The organism is Enterobacter sp. 186315, assembly GCF_053290175.1.
In genome coordinates, this window is the sequence record NZ_JBPTTK010000009.1 from 90,976 (window position 1) to 106,991 (window position 16,016).

At 53.0% G+C, this 16,016-nt stretch carries 12 protein-coding genes and 2 tRNA genes; 1 reads left to right on the plus strand and 13 read right to left on the minus strand.

The window, feature by feature from the left end; all coding sequences use genetic code 11:
* Positions 1-52 precede the first annotated feature (52 nt).
* The 8 genes from pnp to ACSVHP_RS12610 form a co-directional block, all read right to left on the minus strand.
* Complete coding sequence (gene pnp / locus ACSVHP_RS12575) at positions 53-2,191, minus strand: polyribonucleotide nucleotidyltransferase (protein ID WP_234673255.1); 2,139 nt, start codon at positions 2,189-2,191, stop codon at positions 53-55.
* Between the two features lie 241 nt (positions 2,192-2,432).
* Positions 2,433-2,702: a 30S ribosomal protein S15 gene (rpsO, locus tag ACSVHP_RS12580; RefSeq protein WP_002434239.1), complete on the minus strand. Its 270-nt coding sequence runs from the start codon at positions 2,700-2,702 to the stop codon at positions 2,433-2,435.
* A 145-nt stretch (positions 2,703-2,847) separates the two neighbouring features.
* Positions 2,848-3,792 carry a tRNA pseudouridine(55) synthase TruB gene (gene truB, locus ACSVHP_RS12585; RefSeq protein ID WP_447552090.1) on the minus strand — a complete coding sequence of 315 codons (945 nt, stop codon included), beginning with the start codon at positions 3,790-3,792 and terminating at the stop codon, positions 2,848-2,850.
* Positions 3,792-4,196: a 30S ribosome-binding factor RbfA gene (rbfA, locus tag ACSVHP_RS12590; RefSeq protein ID WP_003024988.1), complete on the minus strand. Its 405-nt coding sequence runs from the start codon at positions 4,194-4,196 to the stop codon at positions 3,792-3,794. The genes truB and rbfA overlap by 1 nt, the downstream gene beginning before the upstream one ends.
* 105 nt (positions 4,197-4,301) lie before the next feature.
* Positions 4,302-6,992 carry a translation initiation factor IF-2 gene (gene infB, locus ACSVHP_RS12595; protein WP_417312694.1) on the minus strand — a complete coding sequence of 897 codons (2,691 nt, stop codon included), beginning with the start codon at positions 6,990-6,992 and terminating at the stop codon, positions 4,302-4,304.
* Positions 6,993-7,016: 24 nt separating this feature from the next.
* Positions 7,017-8,519 (minus strand): transcription termination factor NusA, encoded by a 1,503-nt coding sequence (gene nusA, locus ACSVHP_RS12600; protein WP_234673261.1) that lies wholly within the window; start codon positions 8,517-8,519, stop codon positions 7,017-7,019.
* A 28-nt stretch (positions 8,520-8,547) separates the two neighbouring features.
* On the minus strand, positions 8,548-9,000 hold the full coding sequence (gene rimP, locus ACSVHP_RS12605; protein WP_014071903.1) for a ribosome maturation factor RimP: 453 nt from the start codon (positions 8,998-9,000) through the stop codon (positions 8,548-8,550).
* A 207-nt stretch (positions 9,001-9,207) separates the two neighbouring features.
* Positions 9,208-9,284, minus strand: a tRNA-Met gene (locus tag ACSVHP_RS12610).
* Positions 9,285-9,570: 286 nt separating this feature from the next.
* On the opposite strand from ACSVHP_RS12610, the gene argG reads away from it, so the two are divergent.
* Positions 9,571-10,917, plus strand: coding sequence for an argininosuccinate synthase (argG, locus tag ACSVHP_RS12615; protein WP_447552091.1), 1,347 nt, complete (start codon positions 9,571-9,573; stop codon positions 10,915-10,917).
* A 153-nt stretch (positions 10,918-11,070) separates the two neighbouring features.
* Here argG and ACSVHP_RS12620 read toward each other — a convergent pair.
* The 5 genes from ACSVHP_RS12620 to ftsH form a co-directional block, all read right to left on the minus strand.
* Positions 11,071-11,157 (minus strand) — tRNA-Leu (locus ACSVHP_RS12620).
* Between the two features lie 9 nt (positions 11,158-11,166).
* A complete protein-coding gene (gene secG / locus ACSVHP_RS12625) occupies positions 11,167-11,502 on the minus strand; it encodes a preprotein translocase subunit SecG (RefSeq protein WP_234673266.1) in 336 nt (111 codons plus the stop codon).
* A gap of 224 nt (positions 11,503-11,726) precedes the next feature.
* Entirely contained in the window at positions 11,727-13,064 is a 1,338-nt protein-coding gene (gene glmM, locus ACSVHP_RS12630; RefSeq protein ID WP_234673268.1) for a phosphoglucosamine mutase, read from the minus strand.
* A complete protein-coding gene (folP, locus tag ACSVHP_RS12635; protein WP_447552092.1) occupies positions 13,057-13,905 on the minus strand; it encodes a dihydropteroate synthase in 849 nt (282 codons plus the stop codon). The genes glmM and folP overlap by 8 nt, the downstream gene beginning before the upstream one ends.
* Before the next feature lie 98 nt (positions 13,906-14,003).
* Positions 14,004-15,938, minus strand: a complete 1,935-nt coding sequence (ftsH, locus tag ACSVHP_RS12640) for an ATP-dependent zinc metalloprotease FtsH (protein ID WP_014833437.1) — start codon at positions 15,936-15,938, stop codon at positions 14,004-14,006.
* Between the last annotated feature and the right edge of the window lie 78 nt (positions 15,939-16,016).

Below are 16,016 nucleotides of genomic sequence, written 5' to 3' on the forward strand. Positions count from 1 at the left end.
GGCGTCCTGCCTGATAATAGGCCCTCCGCTTAAGCGGAGGGCAAATGGCAACTTACTCGCCCTGCTGTTCTGCGGCCGGTGCTTCCGGCGCGGCAGCTGGCTGAGACTGCTCGGTTGCTTCTTTGATGCTCAGACGGATACGGCCCTGGCGGTCAACTTCCAGAACTTTAACCGGGACTTCCTGACCCATTTGCAGGTAGTCGGTCACTTTCTCAACGCGCTTGTCAGCGATCTGAGAGATGTGTACCAGACCTTCTTTACCGCCACCGATGGCAACGAACGCGCCAAAGTCAACGATACGAGTCACTTTACCTGCATAGATACGGCCCACTTCGATTTCCGCAGTGATCTCTTCGATACGACGGATAGCGAATTTCGCTTTCTCGCCGTCGGTTGCTGCGATCTTCACAGTACCGTCATCTTCGATTTCGATAGTGGTGCCAGTCTCTTCAGTCAGGGCACGGATAACAGAACCGCCCTTACCGATAACATCTTTGATCTTGTCTGGATTGATCTTGATGGTGTGGATACGTGGTGCGAACTGAGAGATGTCGCCACGCGGCGCGTTAATCGCCTGTTCCATCACGCCCAGGATATGCAGACGCGCACCTTTAGCCTGGTTCAGAGCAACCTGCATGATCTCTTTGGTGATACCTTCAATTTTGATATCCATCTGCAATGCAGAGATACCTTCGCGGGAACCCGCGACTTTGAAGTCCATATCGCCCAGGTGATCTTCATCGCCCAGAATGTCAGACAGAACAACAAAGTTGTCGCCTTCCTTCACCAGACCCATTGCGATACCCGCAACAGCGGCTTTGATCGGCACGCCTGCATCCATCAGCGCCAGAGATGCGCCACACACGGAAGCCATAGAAGAAGAACCGTTAGATTCGGTGATTTCAGAAACCACGCGAACGGTGTACGGGAATTTATCAGCTTCCGGCATAACTGCCAGCACGCCGCGCTTCGCCAGACGACCGTGACCAATTTCACGACGCTTCGGCGAGCCAACCATACCGGTCTCACCTACGGAGTACGGAGGGAAGTTATAGTGGAACAGGAAGCTGTCAGTGCGCTCGCCCATCAGTTCATCGATGTTCTGTGCGTCACGTGCAGTACCCAGCGTTGCTGTTACCAGCGCCTGAGTTTCGCCACGGGTGAACAGCGCGGAACCGTGAGTACGTGGCAGAACGCCAGTACGAACGTCCAGACCACGGATCATGTCTTTTTCACGACCATCGATACGTGGTTCGCCAGCCAGTACGCGGCTACGAACAACGTTTTTCTCGATTGCGTGCAGGATTTCACCCAGTTCGTTAGCGTCCAGGGTTTCGTCTTCTGCAACCAGCGTCGCGATAGTTTCAGACTTGATCACGTCAACCTGAGCGTAACGCTCTTGTTTGTCAGTGATGCGGTAAGCATCGCTCAGACGAGATTCAGCCAGCGCAGCAACGCGTGCATTCAGCGCGTCGTTCACTGCTTCAGGCTGCCAGTCCCAGCGTGGTTTACCGGCTTCTTTCACCAAATCGTTGATGTTCTGGATAACGATCTGCTGCTGGTCGTGGCCGAACACCACAGCGCCTAGCATCTGATCTTCGCTCAGCAGTTCAGCTTCGGATTCAACCATCAGAACCGCAGCTTCAGTACCGGCAACAACCAGGTCCAGCTTACTCTCTTTCAGCTCTTCCTGAGTTGGGTTCAGCACGTACTGGTCGTTGATGTAACCTACGCGCGCAGCACCGATTGGGCCATTGAATGGAATACCGGACAGGGACAGCGCAGCAGATGCGCCGATCATTGCCACGATGTCCGGGTTAACCTGTGGGTTAACGGAAACAACGGTAGCGATAACCTGTACTTCGTTTACGAAGCCTTCCGGGAACAGCGGACGAACCGGGCGGTCAATCAGACGCGCAATCAGGGTTTCGCCTTCGCTTGGGCGGCCTTCACGACGGAAGAAACCACCAGGGATTTTACCGGCAGCGTAAGTACGCTCCTGGTAGTTAACGGTCAGCGGGAAGAAGTCCTGACCTGGTTTTGCTTTTTTCTGGCCAACAACGGTAACGAATACCGCAGTGTCATCCATGCTTACCATAACGGCAGCAGTAGCCTGACGCGCCATCATGCCGGTTTCCAGCGTGACGGTGTGCTGACCATACTGGAATTTACGAACGATCGGATTCAGCAAAGTTCTGTCCTTTCTTAAATGTTTGACAGCACACGTTAGTGTACTGACGGTTTAACCCGATCTTCTTCGCATCCTCGCGACTAATGACAACCGACACCCCCATGGGTGAAGCCTCTCATTAGCCGCGCGAACCTCTGCAATGAAGATCATTTATAGCAACAATACAATAGTTTCCAGTGAATTGCTGCCGTCTGGTTGAAAAAAGGGGCCATCAGGCCCCCTTTTCTGAAACTCGCAAGACTTAGCGACGCAGACCCAGACGCTCGATCAGCGAGGTGTAGCGTGCAACATCTTTACGTTTCAGGTAGTCGAGCAGTTTACGACGCTGAGAAACCATGCGCAGCAGACCACGACGGCTGTGGTGATCTTTTTTGTGCTCTGCAAAGTGACCTTGCAGGTGGTTAATCTGTGCAGTCAGCAGTGCAACCTGAACTTCGGTAGAACCGCTGTCGTTAGTACCACGACCAAACTCAGAAACGATTTTAGCTTTAGCTTCAACGCTTAGAGACATTTTAAAACTCCAAAATATAAAGAATGTAAGGATGCCGATCTCTAATTCAGCAATCCCATGTACGCCTCGCAAAATGTTAAACAAATTGCCAGACGTTAAGCGGCGATATTCTACTCGTCTACCTTGCATACCGCAAGGCAAGCCGTTAAGCAGGATATTCAACCACCAGACGGCGCGGCGCAACGCGGCCCTCACCGTCCATTTCGCCCATGCCGATGAACTTTTCTTCGTCACCTTCGGTCACGCGCACAAGTCCACTCAGCGGGCCATCCGACGTGCGAACCGGATTCCCGTTTTTAAAATACACGGAAGAGGTTAACGGCAGATTAACGAGGGGGAAATCCGCAGCAGGGCTGTCCATTGGCATCAGCAGGGGATCAAGCAGCTCCGCAGGAGAAATACCCTGCTGCTCGGCCTGTTCAACCAGCGACTGAAGATGTTCCAGCGTGACCATACGCTCAACCGGATATTTACTGACCGCGAGGCGACGCAGGTAAACGACGTGCGCGCCACAGCCCAGCTTTTCACCGAGGTCGTCAATAATAGTACGAATATAGGTGCCTTTTGAGCAGTGTACTTCCAGCTCCAGCTCATCGCCTTCGTGGCGAATAAAGAGGAGTTCATACACCGTAATCGGGCGTGCCTCGCGCGGTACGTCAATGCCCTGACGCGCATATTCGTAGAGTTTCTTGCCCTGATATTTCAGCGCTGAATACATCGACGGGATCTGCATCGTATCGCCACGGAAGCTTTCGAGCGCGGCATCAAGCTGCTCTGCGCTAAAGGCAACCGGACGCTCTTCGACAACCTGACCATCCGCATCGGAAGTGTCCGTGCGCTGCCCAAGTTTCGCTATCACACGATAACGCTTATCAGAGTCCAGCAGATACTGAGAAAACTTGGTGGCTTCGCCCAGGCAAACCGGCAGCATACCGGTCGCCAGGGGATCCAGTGCGCCCGTGTGACCCGCACGGTTAGCGTTATAAAGACGCTTCACTTTCTGCAATACGTCGTTGCTGGATGCGCCTTGTGGTTTATCCAGCAGCAAAACACCATGCACGTCGCGACCGCGACGACGAGGACGACTCATCAGTCCTCCTTGCTGTCGTCCGCAGGGTTAACACGACGTTCGTCGTCATGTTTCACCACGCTGGTCACCAGGTTGGACATGCGCATACCTTCTACCAGCGAGTTGTCGTAGAAGAAGGTCAGTTCCGGCACGATACGCAGGCGCATGGCTTTGCCCAGAAGGGAGCGGATAAAACCAGACGCTTCCTGCAAGGCTTTAATGCCGTTTTTCACCGCTGCTTCGTCCTGGTCGTTCAGGAAGGTCACGAACACTTTGGCATAAGCCAGATCTCGGGACATTTCCACACCAGAAACGGTGGTCATCATGCCCACGCGTGGGTCTTTAATTTCACGTTGCAGAATGAGTGCGATCTCTTTCTGCATTTCCTGCGCGACGCGCTGAGGGCGACCAAATTCTTTCGCCATAATAAATTCTCCAGACAAAAAAGGGGCTAAAGCCCCTTTTTAAAATTATTGCCGGGTGGCGCTTCGCTTACCCGGCCTACGTCAGTAATCTTCAGTCGACGAAGATTAAGCGATGGTACGCTGAATTTCGATGATCTCGAACACTTCGATCATATCGCCAACGCGAACGTCGTTGTAGTTCTTCACACCGATACCACATTCCATGCCGTTACGGACTTCGTTAACGTCATCTTTGAAGCGGCGCAGGGATTCCAGCTCGCCTTCGTAGATAACCACGTTGTCACGCAGTACGCGGATTGGGTTGTGACGCTTGATGTTACCTTCGGTAACCATACAGCCCGCAATCGCACCGAATTTCGGTGATTTGAACACGTCACGCACTTCAGCCAGACCGATAATCTGCTGTTTCAGCTCTGGAGACAGCATACCGCTCATAGCCGCTTTCACTTCGTCGATCAGGTTATAGATGACGGAGTAGTAACGCAGATCCAGGCTTTCAGCATCGATAACTTTACGCGCGGAAGCATCAGCACGAACGTTGAAGCCAACCAGAATAGCGTTGGAAGCCGCTGCCAGTGTTGCGTCGGTTTCGGTGATACCACCTACGCCAGAACCGATGATCTTCACTTTCACTTCGTCGGTAGACAGTTTCAGCAAGGAATCGGAAATCGCTTCGACAGAACCCTGAACGTCGGCCTTCAGAACGATGTTCACTTCGTGAACTTCGCCTTCGGTCATGTTGGCAAACATGTTTTCGAGTTTAGATTTCTGCTGACGAGCCAGCTTAACTTCACGGAATTTGCCCTGACGATACAGTGCAACTTCACGCGCTTTCTTCTCGTCACGAACAACGGTCACTTCGTCACCCGCAGCCGGAACGCCGGACAGACCCAGGATTTCCACTGGAATGGATGGGCCCGCTTCCAGCACTTCCTGACCCAGTTCGTTACGCATCGCACGAACGCGACCGTATTCGAAACCACACAGAACGATGTCGCCTTTGTTCAGCGTACCTTCACGAACCAGTACCGTTGCAACCGGACCACGACCTTTATCCAGGAAGGATTCAATTACCGCACCGCTCGCCATACCTTTACGAACCGCTTTCAGTTCCAGAACTTCAGCCTGAAGCAGGATAGCGTTCAGCAGGTCATCAATACCGGTACCCGCTTTCGCAGACACAGGGATGAACTGCGCTTCGCCGCCCCACTCTTCCGGCATAACGCCGTACTGAGACAGTTCGTTCTTAACGCGATCCATATCGGCTTCTGGCTTATCGATTTTGTTCACTGCAACAACCAGAGGTACCTGCGCCGCTTTCGCGTGCTGGATAGCTTCAATGGTCTGCGGCATCACGCCGTCATCTGCTGCAACAACCAGAACAACGATATCCGTTGCCTGAGCACCACGAGCACGCATAGAGGTAAACGCTGCGTGGCCTGGAGTATCCAGGAAGGTGATCATGCCGTTTTCGGTTTCTACGTGGTATGCACCGATGTGCTGGGTAATACCACCCGCTTCGCCGGACGCCACTTTAGTAGAACGAATGTAGTCAAGCAGAGAGGTTTTACCGTGGTCAACGTGACCCATGATGGTCACAACTGGTGCACGCGGTTCAGCCGCAGCGCCGGTGTCACGGTCGCTCATTACTGCTTCTTCCAGCTCGTTTTCACGACGCAGGATAACTTTGTGGCCCATCTCCTCGGCAACCAGCTGTGCGGTTTCCTGGTCGATGACCTGGTTGATGGTTGCCATTGCGCCCAGTTTCATCATCGCTTTGATGACCTGAGAGCCTTTAACCGCCATCTTGTTCGCCAAATCGCCAACGGTGATGGTTTCGCCGATCACAACGTCACGGTTAACGGCCTGAGCAGGCTTCTGGAAGCCCTGTTGCAGAGCGGAACCTTTACGCTTGCCGCCTTTGCCACCGCGACCCGCTGCACGTGCTTCTTCACGGTCAGCTTTAGATTCAGCGTGCTTGTTGCCTTTCTTCTGAGGACGGGCAGTTTTAGATGCGGTACGGGTACGACCACGGCCACCTTCAACCTCACGGTCGTTTTCGTCTTCAGCCTGACGCGCGTGCTGAGAAGTGGTGACGTGATAATCGCTGGTGTCTTCAGTCGGCTCAGCGGCATTCACGCCGTTTTTCTCATTCTCTTCTGCCATACGGCGCGCTTCTTCAGCAACACGACGTGCATCTTCTTCCAGCTTACGGCGGGCTTCTTCTTCCGCTTTACGCTTCAGCTCGGCAGCTTCATTTTCACGGCGGGCTTTTTCAGCCTGGGCGGTTTTTGTCATTTCGTCTGTCTGTTGATTGCTCACTTTGTCTTTTTCCGCAGCGTCACGCTTCACTTTATCACTTGCGTCGCGTTTCGCTTTTTCTGCGGCCTCACGTTCAGCTTTTAATTCTGCTTCACGCTTGGCAGTTGCTTCTGCCTCACGCTGAGCTTGTTCTTCCGCTTCACGCTGTGCCTGCTCTTCCGCGGCAAGGCGTTCTGCCTCTTGCGGATCACGTTTTACAAAGGTGCGCGTCTTGCGGACTTCGATTTGTACCGATTTGCTTTTGCCACCGGTACCAGGAATGTTCAACGTGCTACGCGTTTTACGCTGCAACGTCAGTTTGTCAGGCGTAGAACCGTGTTCACGGTTCAGATACGCCAGCAATGTTTGTTTTTCGTTCGCGGTCACCGAGTCATCAGCGGACTTTGGGATCCCTGCATCAGCAAATTGCTGTACCAGGCGGTCCACAGAGGTCTGAATTTCGGCAGCCAACGATTTTACAGTTACATCAGTCATGCTGTTCCTTCCTGCTACAGTTTATTACGCTTCGTCGCCGAACCAGCAAATATTACGTGCGGCCATGATGAGTTCGCCGGCTTTCTCGTCGGTTAAACCTTCGATATCAGCCAGGTCATCAACGCCTTGTTCAGCGAGATCTTCCAGCGTACAAACACCACGGGCAGCCAGCTTGAACGCAATCGCACGATCAAGACCTTCCAGATTCAGCAGGTCATCAGCCGGCTTGTTATCGCCAAGGCTTTCTTCCTGAGCCAGTGCCAGGGTGGTCAGTGCGTTTTTAGCGCGTTCACGCAGGGCTTCAACGGTTGGCTCATCCAGACCGTCAATTTCCAGCAGCTCTTTCATTGGCACATAGGCCAGTTCTTCCAGCGTAGAGAAACCTTCTTCAACCAGAACGGTGGCAAAATCTTCGTCAATGTCCAGGTACTTAGTAAAGGTATCAATCGCCGCATGGGCTTCAGCCTGATGCTTAGCTTGCAGGTCATCAACGGTCATCACGTTGAGTTCCCAACCGCTCAGCTGCGAAGCCAGGCGCACGTTCTGGCCGTTACGTCCGATAGCCTGTGCCAGGTTACCGGCTTCAACGGCGATATCCATCGTGTGTTTGTCTTCGTCAACCACGATAGATGCGACGTCGGCTGGAGCCATCGCGTTGATCACGAACTGCGCCGGGTTGTCGTCCCACAGGACGATATCGATACGCTCGCCGCCCAGTTCAGTCGAAACCGCCTGAACACGCGCGCCACGCATACCTACACAAGCACCTACCGGATCGATACGTTTGTCATTGGTTTTCACGGCGATTTTCGCGCGAGAACCCGGATCGCGAGCAGCTGCTTTAATTTCAATGACTTCTTCGCCGATTTCCGGCACTTCGATACGGAACAGTTCAACCAGCATTTCTGGTTTAGAACGGGTCACGAACAGTTGAGCACCACGCGCTTCTGGACGCACAGCGTACAGAACACCACGGATACGGTCACCTGGACGGAAGTTTTCACGCGGCAGCATGTCTTCACGCAGGATAACGGCTTCAGCGTTACCGGCCAGCCCTTCGGATTTGATCTCCAGAGAGATGTTGTCGCGGTTTACTTTTTTCACCACGCCAGTGACGATTTCGCCTTCCTGATCGCGGAACTGATCGACAACCATCGCGCGCTCAGCTTCACGTACTTTCTGTACGATGACCTGTTTCGCGGTCTGAGTGGTGATACGGTCGAAGGTCACAGATTCAATCTGATCTTCAACGTACTCGCCCACGTTCAGGCTTTCGTCTTCGAAACGCGCGGCTTCCAGCGTGATTTCTTTGGTTGGTTGAGTCACTTCTTCAACAATCACCCAACGACGGAATGTATCGAAGTCACCGCTTTTACGATCGATTTCTACGCGAACATCGATCTCTTGTTCATATTTTTTCTTGGTTGCTGTAGCCAGGGCACTTTCCAGCGCTTCGAAAATTTTCTCACGCGGCAGTGATTTCTCGTTGGAAACGGCTTCAACAACAGCCAAAATTTCTTTGTTCATCGCGGGCTTTTCACCTCAATCCAGACTGTTAAAAGTGGGGAACCAGGTTCGCCTTCTGGATATTACTCAGCGCGAACACTTCATCTTTGCCTTCGACTGTCACCGTGATCATTTCACCATCAACGGCTTTAATAATACCCTGCCATTTACGGCGGTTCTGTACGGCCATTCGCAGAACGAGAGCCACTTCTTCACCGGTAAAGCGCACATAGTGCTCGGCCGTGAACATTGGGCGATCGAGGCCAGGTGAGGAAACTTCTAGGTTATAGGCAACGGTAATAGGATCTTCAACGTCCATCACCGCACTCACCTGATGGCTGACATCAGCACAATCATCAACATTGATGCCATCTTCACTATCAATATAGATGCGCAGCGTCGATGTACGGCCGCGAACGAATTCGATGCCGACCAGTTCGTAGCCCAGTGCTTCGACCGGTGCAGTAATCATCTCTGTTAATTTTTGCTCTAATGTGGACAAGCCCACCCCCAAGACATAAAAAAAGGGCGTAAAGCCCAGTTATTCTGTAGTCAGATAACAAAAAACCCCGATAAATCGGGGCTTTAGATAACTGAACCCTATAGCCACAACTGTGGCCTGGAGCACTCTCCGAAAGAATTTTTTCAAATCCAGCTACGAAGCCTCTAGGTCTTCACAGTATATTTGAAAAAGAACTTTATGGGAAAGTGGTTGCGGGGGCCGGATTTGAACCGACGACCTTCGGGTTATGAGCCCGACGAGCTACCAGGCTGCTCCACCCCGCGCCTGAAACGTGGCAAATTCTACGCGTTTTGGGTAGAAAATGCAAATAATGCTGGGATTTGGTACCGAAGACGGGACGTAAAATCGGCGTTCAGTATATTGATAGTTAACCCTACCTGTCAACCCTGAACGGGTCAGGTTAAATGCGGGGAAATTTTTACAAAAAACGCAGGAGTCTCTTTCGGTCATCGACAAAAGATGATTAAATGAATACTCACTTATTTTGCATAAACATGCATCGAGAGCGAAAGCGGTCTCTAATCAGTCAATCACGCAGGGTTTTATTTTATGACGACGATTCTCAAGCATCTTCCGGTAGGACAACGTATAGGCATCGCTTTTTCAGGCGGTCTGGATACCAGCGCTGCACTGCTGTGGATGCGCCAAAAGGGAGCGGTTCCTTATGCATATACTGCGAACCTGGGTCAGCCGGATGAGGAAGATTATGATGCGATCCCTCGTCGTGCCATGGAGTATGGCGCAGAGCACGCACGTCTGATTGACTGCCGTAAGCAGCTGGTTGCAGAGGGCATCGCCGCGATTCAGTGCGGTGCTTTCCACAACACCACCGGCGGCCTGACCTATTTCAATACCACCCCGCTGGGCCGTGCAGTAACCGGCACCATGCTGGTTGCCGCCATGAAAGAAGATGGCGTGAATATCTGGGGCGATGGCAGCACCTATAAAGGCAACGATATCGAGCGTTTCTATCGCTATGGCCTGCTGACCAATGCCGAGTTGCAGATTTACAAGCCGTGGCTGGATACCGACTTCATCGACGAGCTGGGTGGTCGTCATGAGATGTCCGAGTTTATGATCGCCTGTGGCTTTGACTACAAGATGTCCGTCGAGAAAGCCTACTCTACCGACTCCAACATGCTGGGCGCGACGCACGAAGCGAAAGATCTGGAATTCCTGAACTCCAGCGTGAAAATCGTCAACCCGATCATGGGCGTGAAGTTCTGGGACGAGAATGTAAAAATTCAGGCCGAAGAAGTGACCGTGCGTTTTGAACGCGGCCATCCGGTTGCCCTGAACGGCAAAACCTTTTCCGACGACGTCGAGCTGATGCTGGAAGCGAACCGCATTGGCGGCCGTCACGGCCTGGGCATGAGCGATCAGATTGAAAACCGTATCATCGAAGCGAAAAGCCGTGGCATCTACGAAGCCCCGGGGATGGCGCTGCTGCATATCGCTTACGAGCGTCTGCTGACCGGTATTCACAATGAAGACACCATTGAGCAGTATCACGCTCACGGTCGCCAGTTGGGCAAACTGCTCTATCAGGGCCGCTGGTTCGATCCACAGGCGCTGATGCTGCGTGACGGCCTGCAACGCTGGGTGGCAAGCGCGATCACCGGTGAAGTGACGCTGGAACTGCGTCGCGGTAACGACTACTCAATCCTGAACACCGTGTCTGACAATCTGACCTATAAAGCAGAACGTCTGACGATGGAAAAAGGCGAGTCCGTGTTCTCACCAGACGATCGTATTGGTCAGCTGACCATGCGTAACCTGGACATTACCGACACGCGTGAGAAGCTATTCAACTACATTGAGAATGGCCTGCTGTCCGCAAACTCCGGCAACGGCCTGCCGCAGGTTGAAAATCTGGAACACAGCGATAAGAAGTAATCACTGAACAGTTATGCAAAAAGCGCCCAATGGGCGCTTTTTTTATTGGTTTTGTAGGCCCGGTAAGCGCAGCGCCACCGGGCTAAATGTCGAAAAACGGATTTTATACAGACGAAAAAAAAGACGTCTTTCGACGTCTTTCTTCTGGAATATTGGTACCGAGGATGGGACTCGAACCCACAAGCCCGTTAGGGCACTACCACCTCAAGGTAGCGTGTCTACCAATTCCACCACCTCGGTACTGAATACTTACTGCGGGATATCGCTGGTCGGCTTAGCCGGTGCAGCTGGCTGAGTAGTCTGCTCAGTTTTCGCTGGCGCACTCAGATTTTCCCACTCGCTTCCTTTATTGGTCTTGTTGCTGTTGATATTGCCCAGCGCCAGACTGATGATGAAGAACAGCGTAGCCAGAATCGCAGTTGTACGGGTCATGAAGTTCGCAGAACCACTTGAACCAAACAGCGTACCGGAAGCGCCTGCTCCGAAGGAGGCTCCCATATCAGCGCCTTTACCCTGTTGCAGCATGATCAGCGCTACAAGAGCGATGGCTACAATAAGGAAAATAACTAAAAGAGCTTCGTACATAATCAACCTGTTCCTTGCGGATTTGCCGCATACCAATGCTTCGACCAATTAGCAGGATTTCGTGTTTCCCACTGAAGCGGGTGTGAATACTAACCAAAGCGAATGACCTTCGCAAGGGCATTTTTAGTGCATTGTATCAACTGCGGAAAAAAACATCAAAATGCCATGATTTGCACAAAACAAAGGCGGCAAACGCCGCCTTTTTAAACACTTATCCTGCAAGATTATGCAGCTTTAACGGCATCCGCAATACGATGTGCAAATTCAGTTACCTGCGCTTCATCCTCGCCTTCTACCATTACGCGGATTAGCGGCTCAGTACCGGATTTACGCAGCAGCACGCGGCCACGGTTGCCCAGCGCAGATTCCACCTCTGCCATCACCGCTTTCACGTTTGCATTTTCCAGCGGATCGCCGTTTCCGTCGGTAAAGCGGACGTTAACCAGGATCTGAGGGAACATTTTCATACCGCTGCACAGATCGTGCAGGCTCATGTGGTTGCGAACCATCGCCGCGACCACCTGAAGCCCGGCGACAATACCGTCACCCGTCGTGGTTTTGTCGAGCAGGATAATGTGGCCGGAGTTTTCCGCGCCGATGCGCCAGCCCTTCTCCTGAAGTTTTTCCAGCACATAGCGGTCGCCCACTTTCGCGCGAACAAACGGAATGCCGAGCTGTTTCAGCGCCAGCTCAAGACCCATGTTGCTCATCAGCGTTCCTACCGCGCCACCGCGCAGCTGGCCCTGACGCAGCCCTTCACGGGCAATGATATAGAGGATCTGATCGCCATCGACCTTATTGCCTTCATGGTCAACCATGATGACGCGGTCGCCGTCGCCGTCCAGCGCAATACCAATATCCGCCTTTTCAGCCAGAACGCGTGCCTGGAGGGCACGAACATCCGTTGCACCGACCTCTTCGTTAATGTTCAGCCCATCTGGTTCGCAGCCAATGGTAATCACTTTTGCGCCCAGCTCGCGGAACACGTTAGGTGCAATGTGGTAGGTCGCGCCGTTTGCGCAGTCCACCACAATTTTAAGATGGCTCAGGCTCAGCTCATTAGGGAAGGTCCCTTTGCAGAACTCGATATAACGGCCTGCTGCATCCACGATACGGCTGGCTTTACCCAGCTCTGCGGAGTCGACGCAGGTGATCTCTTTTTCCATCTCAGCTTCAATGGCTTCTTCAACGTCATCCGGCAGTTTGGTGCCATCGGTGGAGAAGAATTTGATGCCGTTATCATAAAACGGATTATGGGAGGCGGAGATCACGATCCCGGCTTCCGCACGGAAGGCGCGAGTCAGGTAAGCTACGGCAGGCGTTGGCATAGGGCCAGTAAAAGAGGCCGATAAGCCTGCGGCGGCAAGACCTGCTTCCAGCGCGGACTCCAGCATATAGCCAGAAATACGGGTGTCTTTACCGATAATGATTTTACGGGAGCCGTGACGCGCCAGCACCTTGCCCGCCGCCCAGCCCAGTTTCAGTACAAAATCAGGAGTGATTGGAGCGTCGCCCACGCGCCCACGGATGCCATCGGTACCAAAATATTTACGATTACTCATAGCGTTTGTTTTCCTTCGCTGCCAGCGTGGCTTCAACCACACGCATGGCTTCTACTGTCTCTTTGACGTCATGGACACGGATAATGTGCGCACCCTGCATCGCGGCAATCACCGCACACGCCAGGCTACCGCTCAAACGTTCGCTCGGCCCCACATTCAACAATTGCCCAATCATCGATTTTCTCGACATGCCAACCAATAGCGGCAGGCCAAAATGATGAAATTCCGATAAGCGCGCAAGCAGCTCATAGTTGTGGGAGAGATTTTTACCGAAACCGAACCCCGGGTCGAGCAGCAATTTCTCTTTTGCAATGCCCGCCCGCTCGCAGCGTTCGATATGCTCAATAAAGAAGCGATTAACGTCCGCGAACACGTCGTCATATTTTGGCGCTTCCTGCATGGTTTTCGGCTGCCCCTGCATGTGCATCAGGCATACCGGCAGGCCTGTTTCTGCGGCGGCTTCCAGCGCGCCCGGCTCGGTGAGGGATCGAATATCATTAATAATGTGAGCGCCCACTCTCGCGACTTCGCGGATCACTTCAGGCTTGGAGGTATCAACAGAGATCCAGACTTCGAAACGCTGAGCGATGGCTTCAACAACCGGGACAACGCGCGCCAGCTCTTCTTCCACGGAAACATCTGCCGCCCCCGGACGCGTCGACTCGCCCCCGACATCAATGATGGTGGCACCCGCGTTAATCATTAAATTAGCGTGCTTAACCGCTTCGATCAGCGTGTTATGCGTGCCGCCATCAGAGAAGGAGTCAGGGGTGACATTCAATATTCCCATCACGTGCGGGTGAGAGAGATCGAGATGAGAGTCCTGGGCGAAAAGTTTCATTGCGAAATCCCTGGTATTCTTATGGTTTAACGAAAAAGAAAAACCCCGGAGCAAGCTCCAGGGTTTCGGGTACAGATAATGGCATCAACAGCAGTGACTTACTTGTCGCCCAACTGTTCTGACATGGTGTTACCCGGGTTCGGCGTACGCGGTTCATCAACCGGACGTGGCGCGCGAGGGGTGCCATTGTTGTCAGAATTGTTGGAAGCGCCTGGGTCTTCCCAGCCCGCTGGCGGACGCACTTCGCGGCGTGCCATCAGGTCGTCAATCTGCGGAGCATCGATGGTCTCATATTTCATGAGCGCATCTTTCATCGAATGCAGAATATCCATATTGTCGTTCAGGATCTGACGAGCACGACCGTAGTTACGTTCGATCAGCGCTTTCACTTCCTGGTCGATGATACGTGCTGTTTCATCGGACATATGTTTCGCTTTCGCGACAGAGCGGCCCAGGAATACTTCGCCCTCTTCCTCTGCGTACAGCAGCGGACCGAGTTTGTCGGAGAAGCCCCACTGGGTGACCATGTTACGCGCCAGGTTAGTCGCGACTTTAATGTCGTTAGACGCACCGGTAGAAACATGTTCTGCACCGTAAATAATCTCTTCTGCCAGACGACCGCCGTACAGCGTTGAAATCTGACTTTCCAGCTTCTGACGGCTGGCGCTGATCGCATCGCCTTCAGGCAGGAAGAAGGTGACGCCAAGAGCACGACCGCGAGGAATAATCGTCACTTTATGCACCGGATCGTGTTCCGGCACCAGGCGACCGATAATCGCGTGACCTGCTTCGTGGTATGCCGTGGACTCTTTCTGCGCTTCCGTCATCACCATGGAGCGACGTTCTGCACCCATCATGATTTTGTCTTTCGCTTTTTCGAATTCCACCATGGACACCACGCGCTTGTTGCCGCGAGCAGCGAACAGAGCCGCTTCGTTGACCAGGTTAGCCAGGTCTGCACCGGAGAAGCCCGGCGTACCACGCGCAATGATTGCCGCGTCGATATCTGGCGCCAGCGGTACGCGACGCATGTGAACCTTCAGAATCTGTTCACGACCGCGAACGTCCGGCAGACCCACAACAACCTGACGGTCGAAACGGCCTGGACGAAGCAGCGCTGGGTCAAGTACGTCAGGACGGTTAGTTGCAGCGATGACGATAATACCTTCGTTGCCTTCAAAGCCGTCCATCTCAACCAGCATCTGGTTCAGCGTCTGTTCACGTTCATCGTGACCACCGCCCAGACCTGCGCCACGCTGGCGGCCTACGGCGTCGATTTCATCGATGAAGATAATACACGGTGCTGCCTTTTTGGCCTGTTCGAACATGTCACGCACACGAGATGCACCAACACCGACGAACATTTCTACGAAGTCAGAACCTGAAATAGTAAAGAACGGTACTTTTGCTTCACCCGCGATGGCTTTCGCCAGCAGGGTTTTACCGGTACCTGGAGGGCCAACCATCAGAACGCCTTTCGGGATCTTACCGCCCAGCTTCTGGAAACGGCTCGGTTCGCGCAGGTATTCAACCAGTTCGCCGACCTCTTCTTTCGCTTCGTCACAACCGGCGACATCAGCAAACGTGGTCTTGATCTGGTCTTCCGTCAGCATACGCGCCTTGCTCTTACCGAACGACATGGCACCTTTGCCACCGCCGCCCTGCATTTGGCGCATAAAGAAGATCCAAACGCCGATAAGAAGCAGCATCGGGAACCAGGAGATGAAGATAGAAGCCAGCAGGCTTGGTTCTTCTGGCGGCTCGCCTACCACTTTGACGTTTTTGGTCAGAAGGTTATCAAGCAGCTTAGGATCGTTCACCGGGATGTAGGTCGTGTAACGGTTACTATCTTTCTTGGTAACGTTGATCTCACGTCCGTTGATACGCGCTTCGCGAACCTGGTCCTGATTGACCTCTTGCAGGAAGGTAGAATAATCCACCTTGCGGCCATTCGACTCGCTGGGCCCAAAGCTCTGGAATACTGACATCAGCACAACGGCAATGACCAGCCAGAGTATTAGGTTTTTCGCCATGTCACTCAAGGGATTAACCTCATATTACAACTGTGTTAAAAACAGCGTCAGGATACTCTATATCCAGTTTCATTCAAA

Excerpts from the sequence above, each read along its gene's own strand:
- rpsO (WP_002434239.1), bottom strand. The coding sequence starts at position 2,702 with ATGTCTCTAAGCGTTGAAGCTAAAGCTAAAATCGTTTCTGAGTTTGGT.
- truB (WP_447552090.1), bottom strand. The coding sequence starts at position 3,792 with ATGAGTCGTCCTCGTCGTCGCGGTCGCGACGTGCATGGTGTTTTGCTG.
- rbfA (WP_003024988.1), bottom strand. The coding sequence starts at position 4,196 with ATGGCGAAAGAATTTGGTCGCCCTCAGCGCGTCGCGCAGGAAATGCAG.
- infB (WP_417312694.1), bottom strand. The coding sequence starts at position 6,992 with ATGACTGATGTAACTGTAAAATCGTTGGCTGCCGAAATTCAGACCTCT.
- nusA (WP_234673261.1), bottom strand. The coding sequence starts at position 8,519 with ATGAACAAAGAAATTTTGGCTGTTGTTGAAGCCGTTTCCAACGAGAAA.
- argG (WP_447552091.1), top strand. The coding sequence starts at position 9,571 with ATGACGACGATTCTCAAGCATCTTCCGGTAGGACAACGTATAGGCATC.
- secG (WP_234673266.1), bottom strand. The coding sequence starts at position 11,502 with ATGTACGAAGCTCTTTTAGTTATTTTCCTTATTGTAGCCATCGCTCTT.
- glmM (WP_234673268.1), bottom strand. The coding sequence starts at position 13,064 with ATGAGTAATCGTAAATATTTTGGTACCGATGGCATCCGTGGGCGCGTG.
- folP (WP_447552092.1), bottom strand. The coding sequence starts at position 13,905 with ATGAAACTTTTCGCCCAGGACTCTCATCTCGATCTCTCTCACCCGCAC.
- ftsH (WP_014833437.1), bottom strand. The coding sequence starts at position 15,938 with ATGGCGAAAAACCTAATACTCTGGCTGGTCATTGCCGTTGTGCTGATG.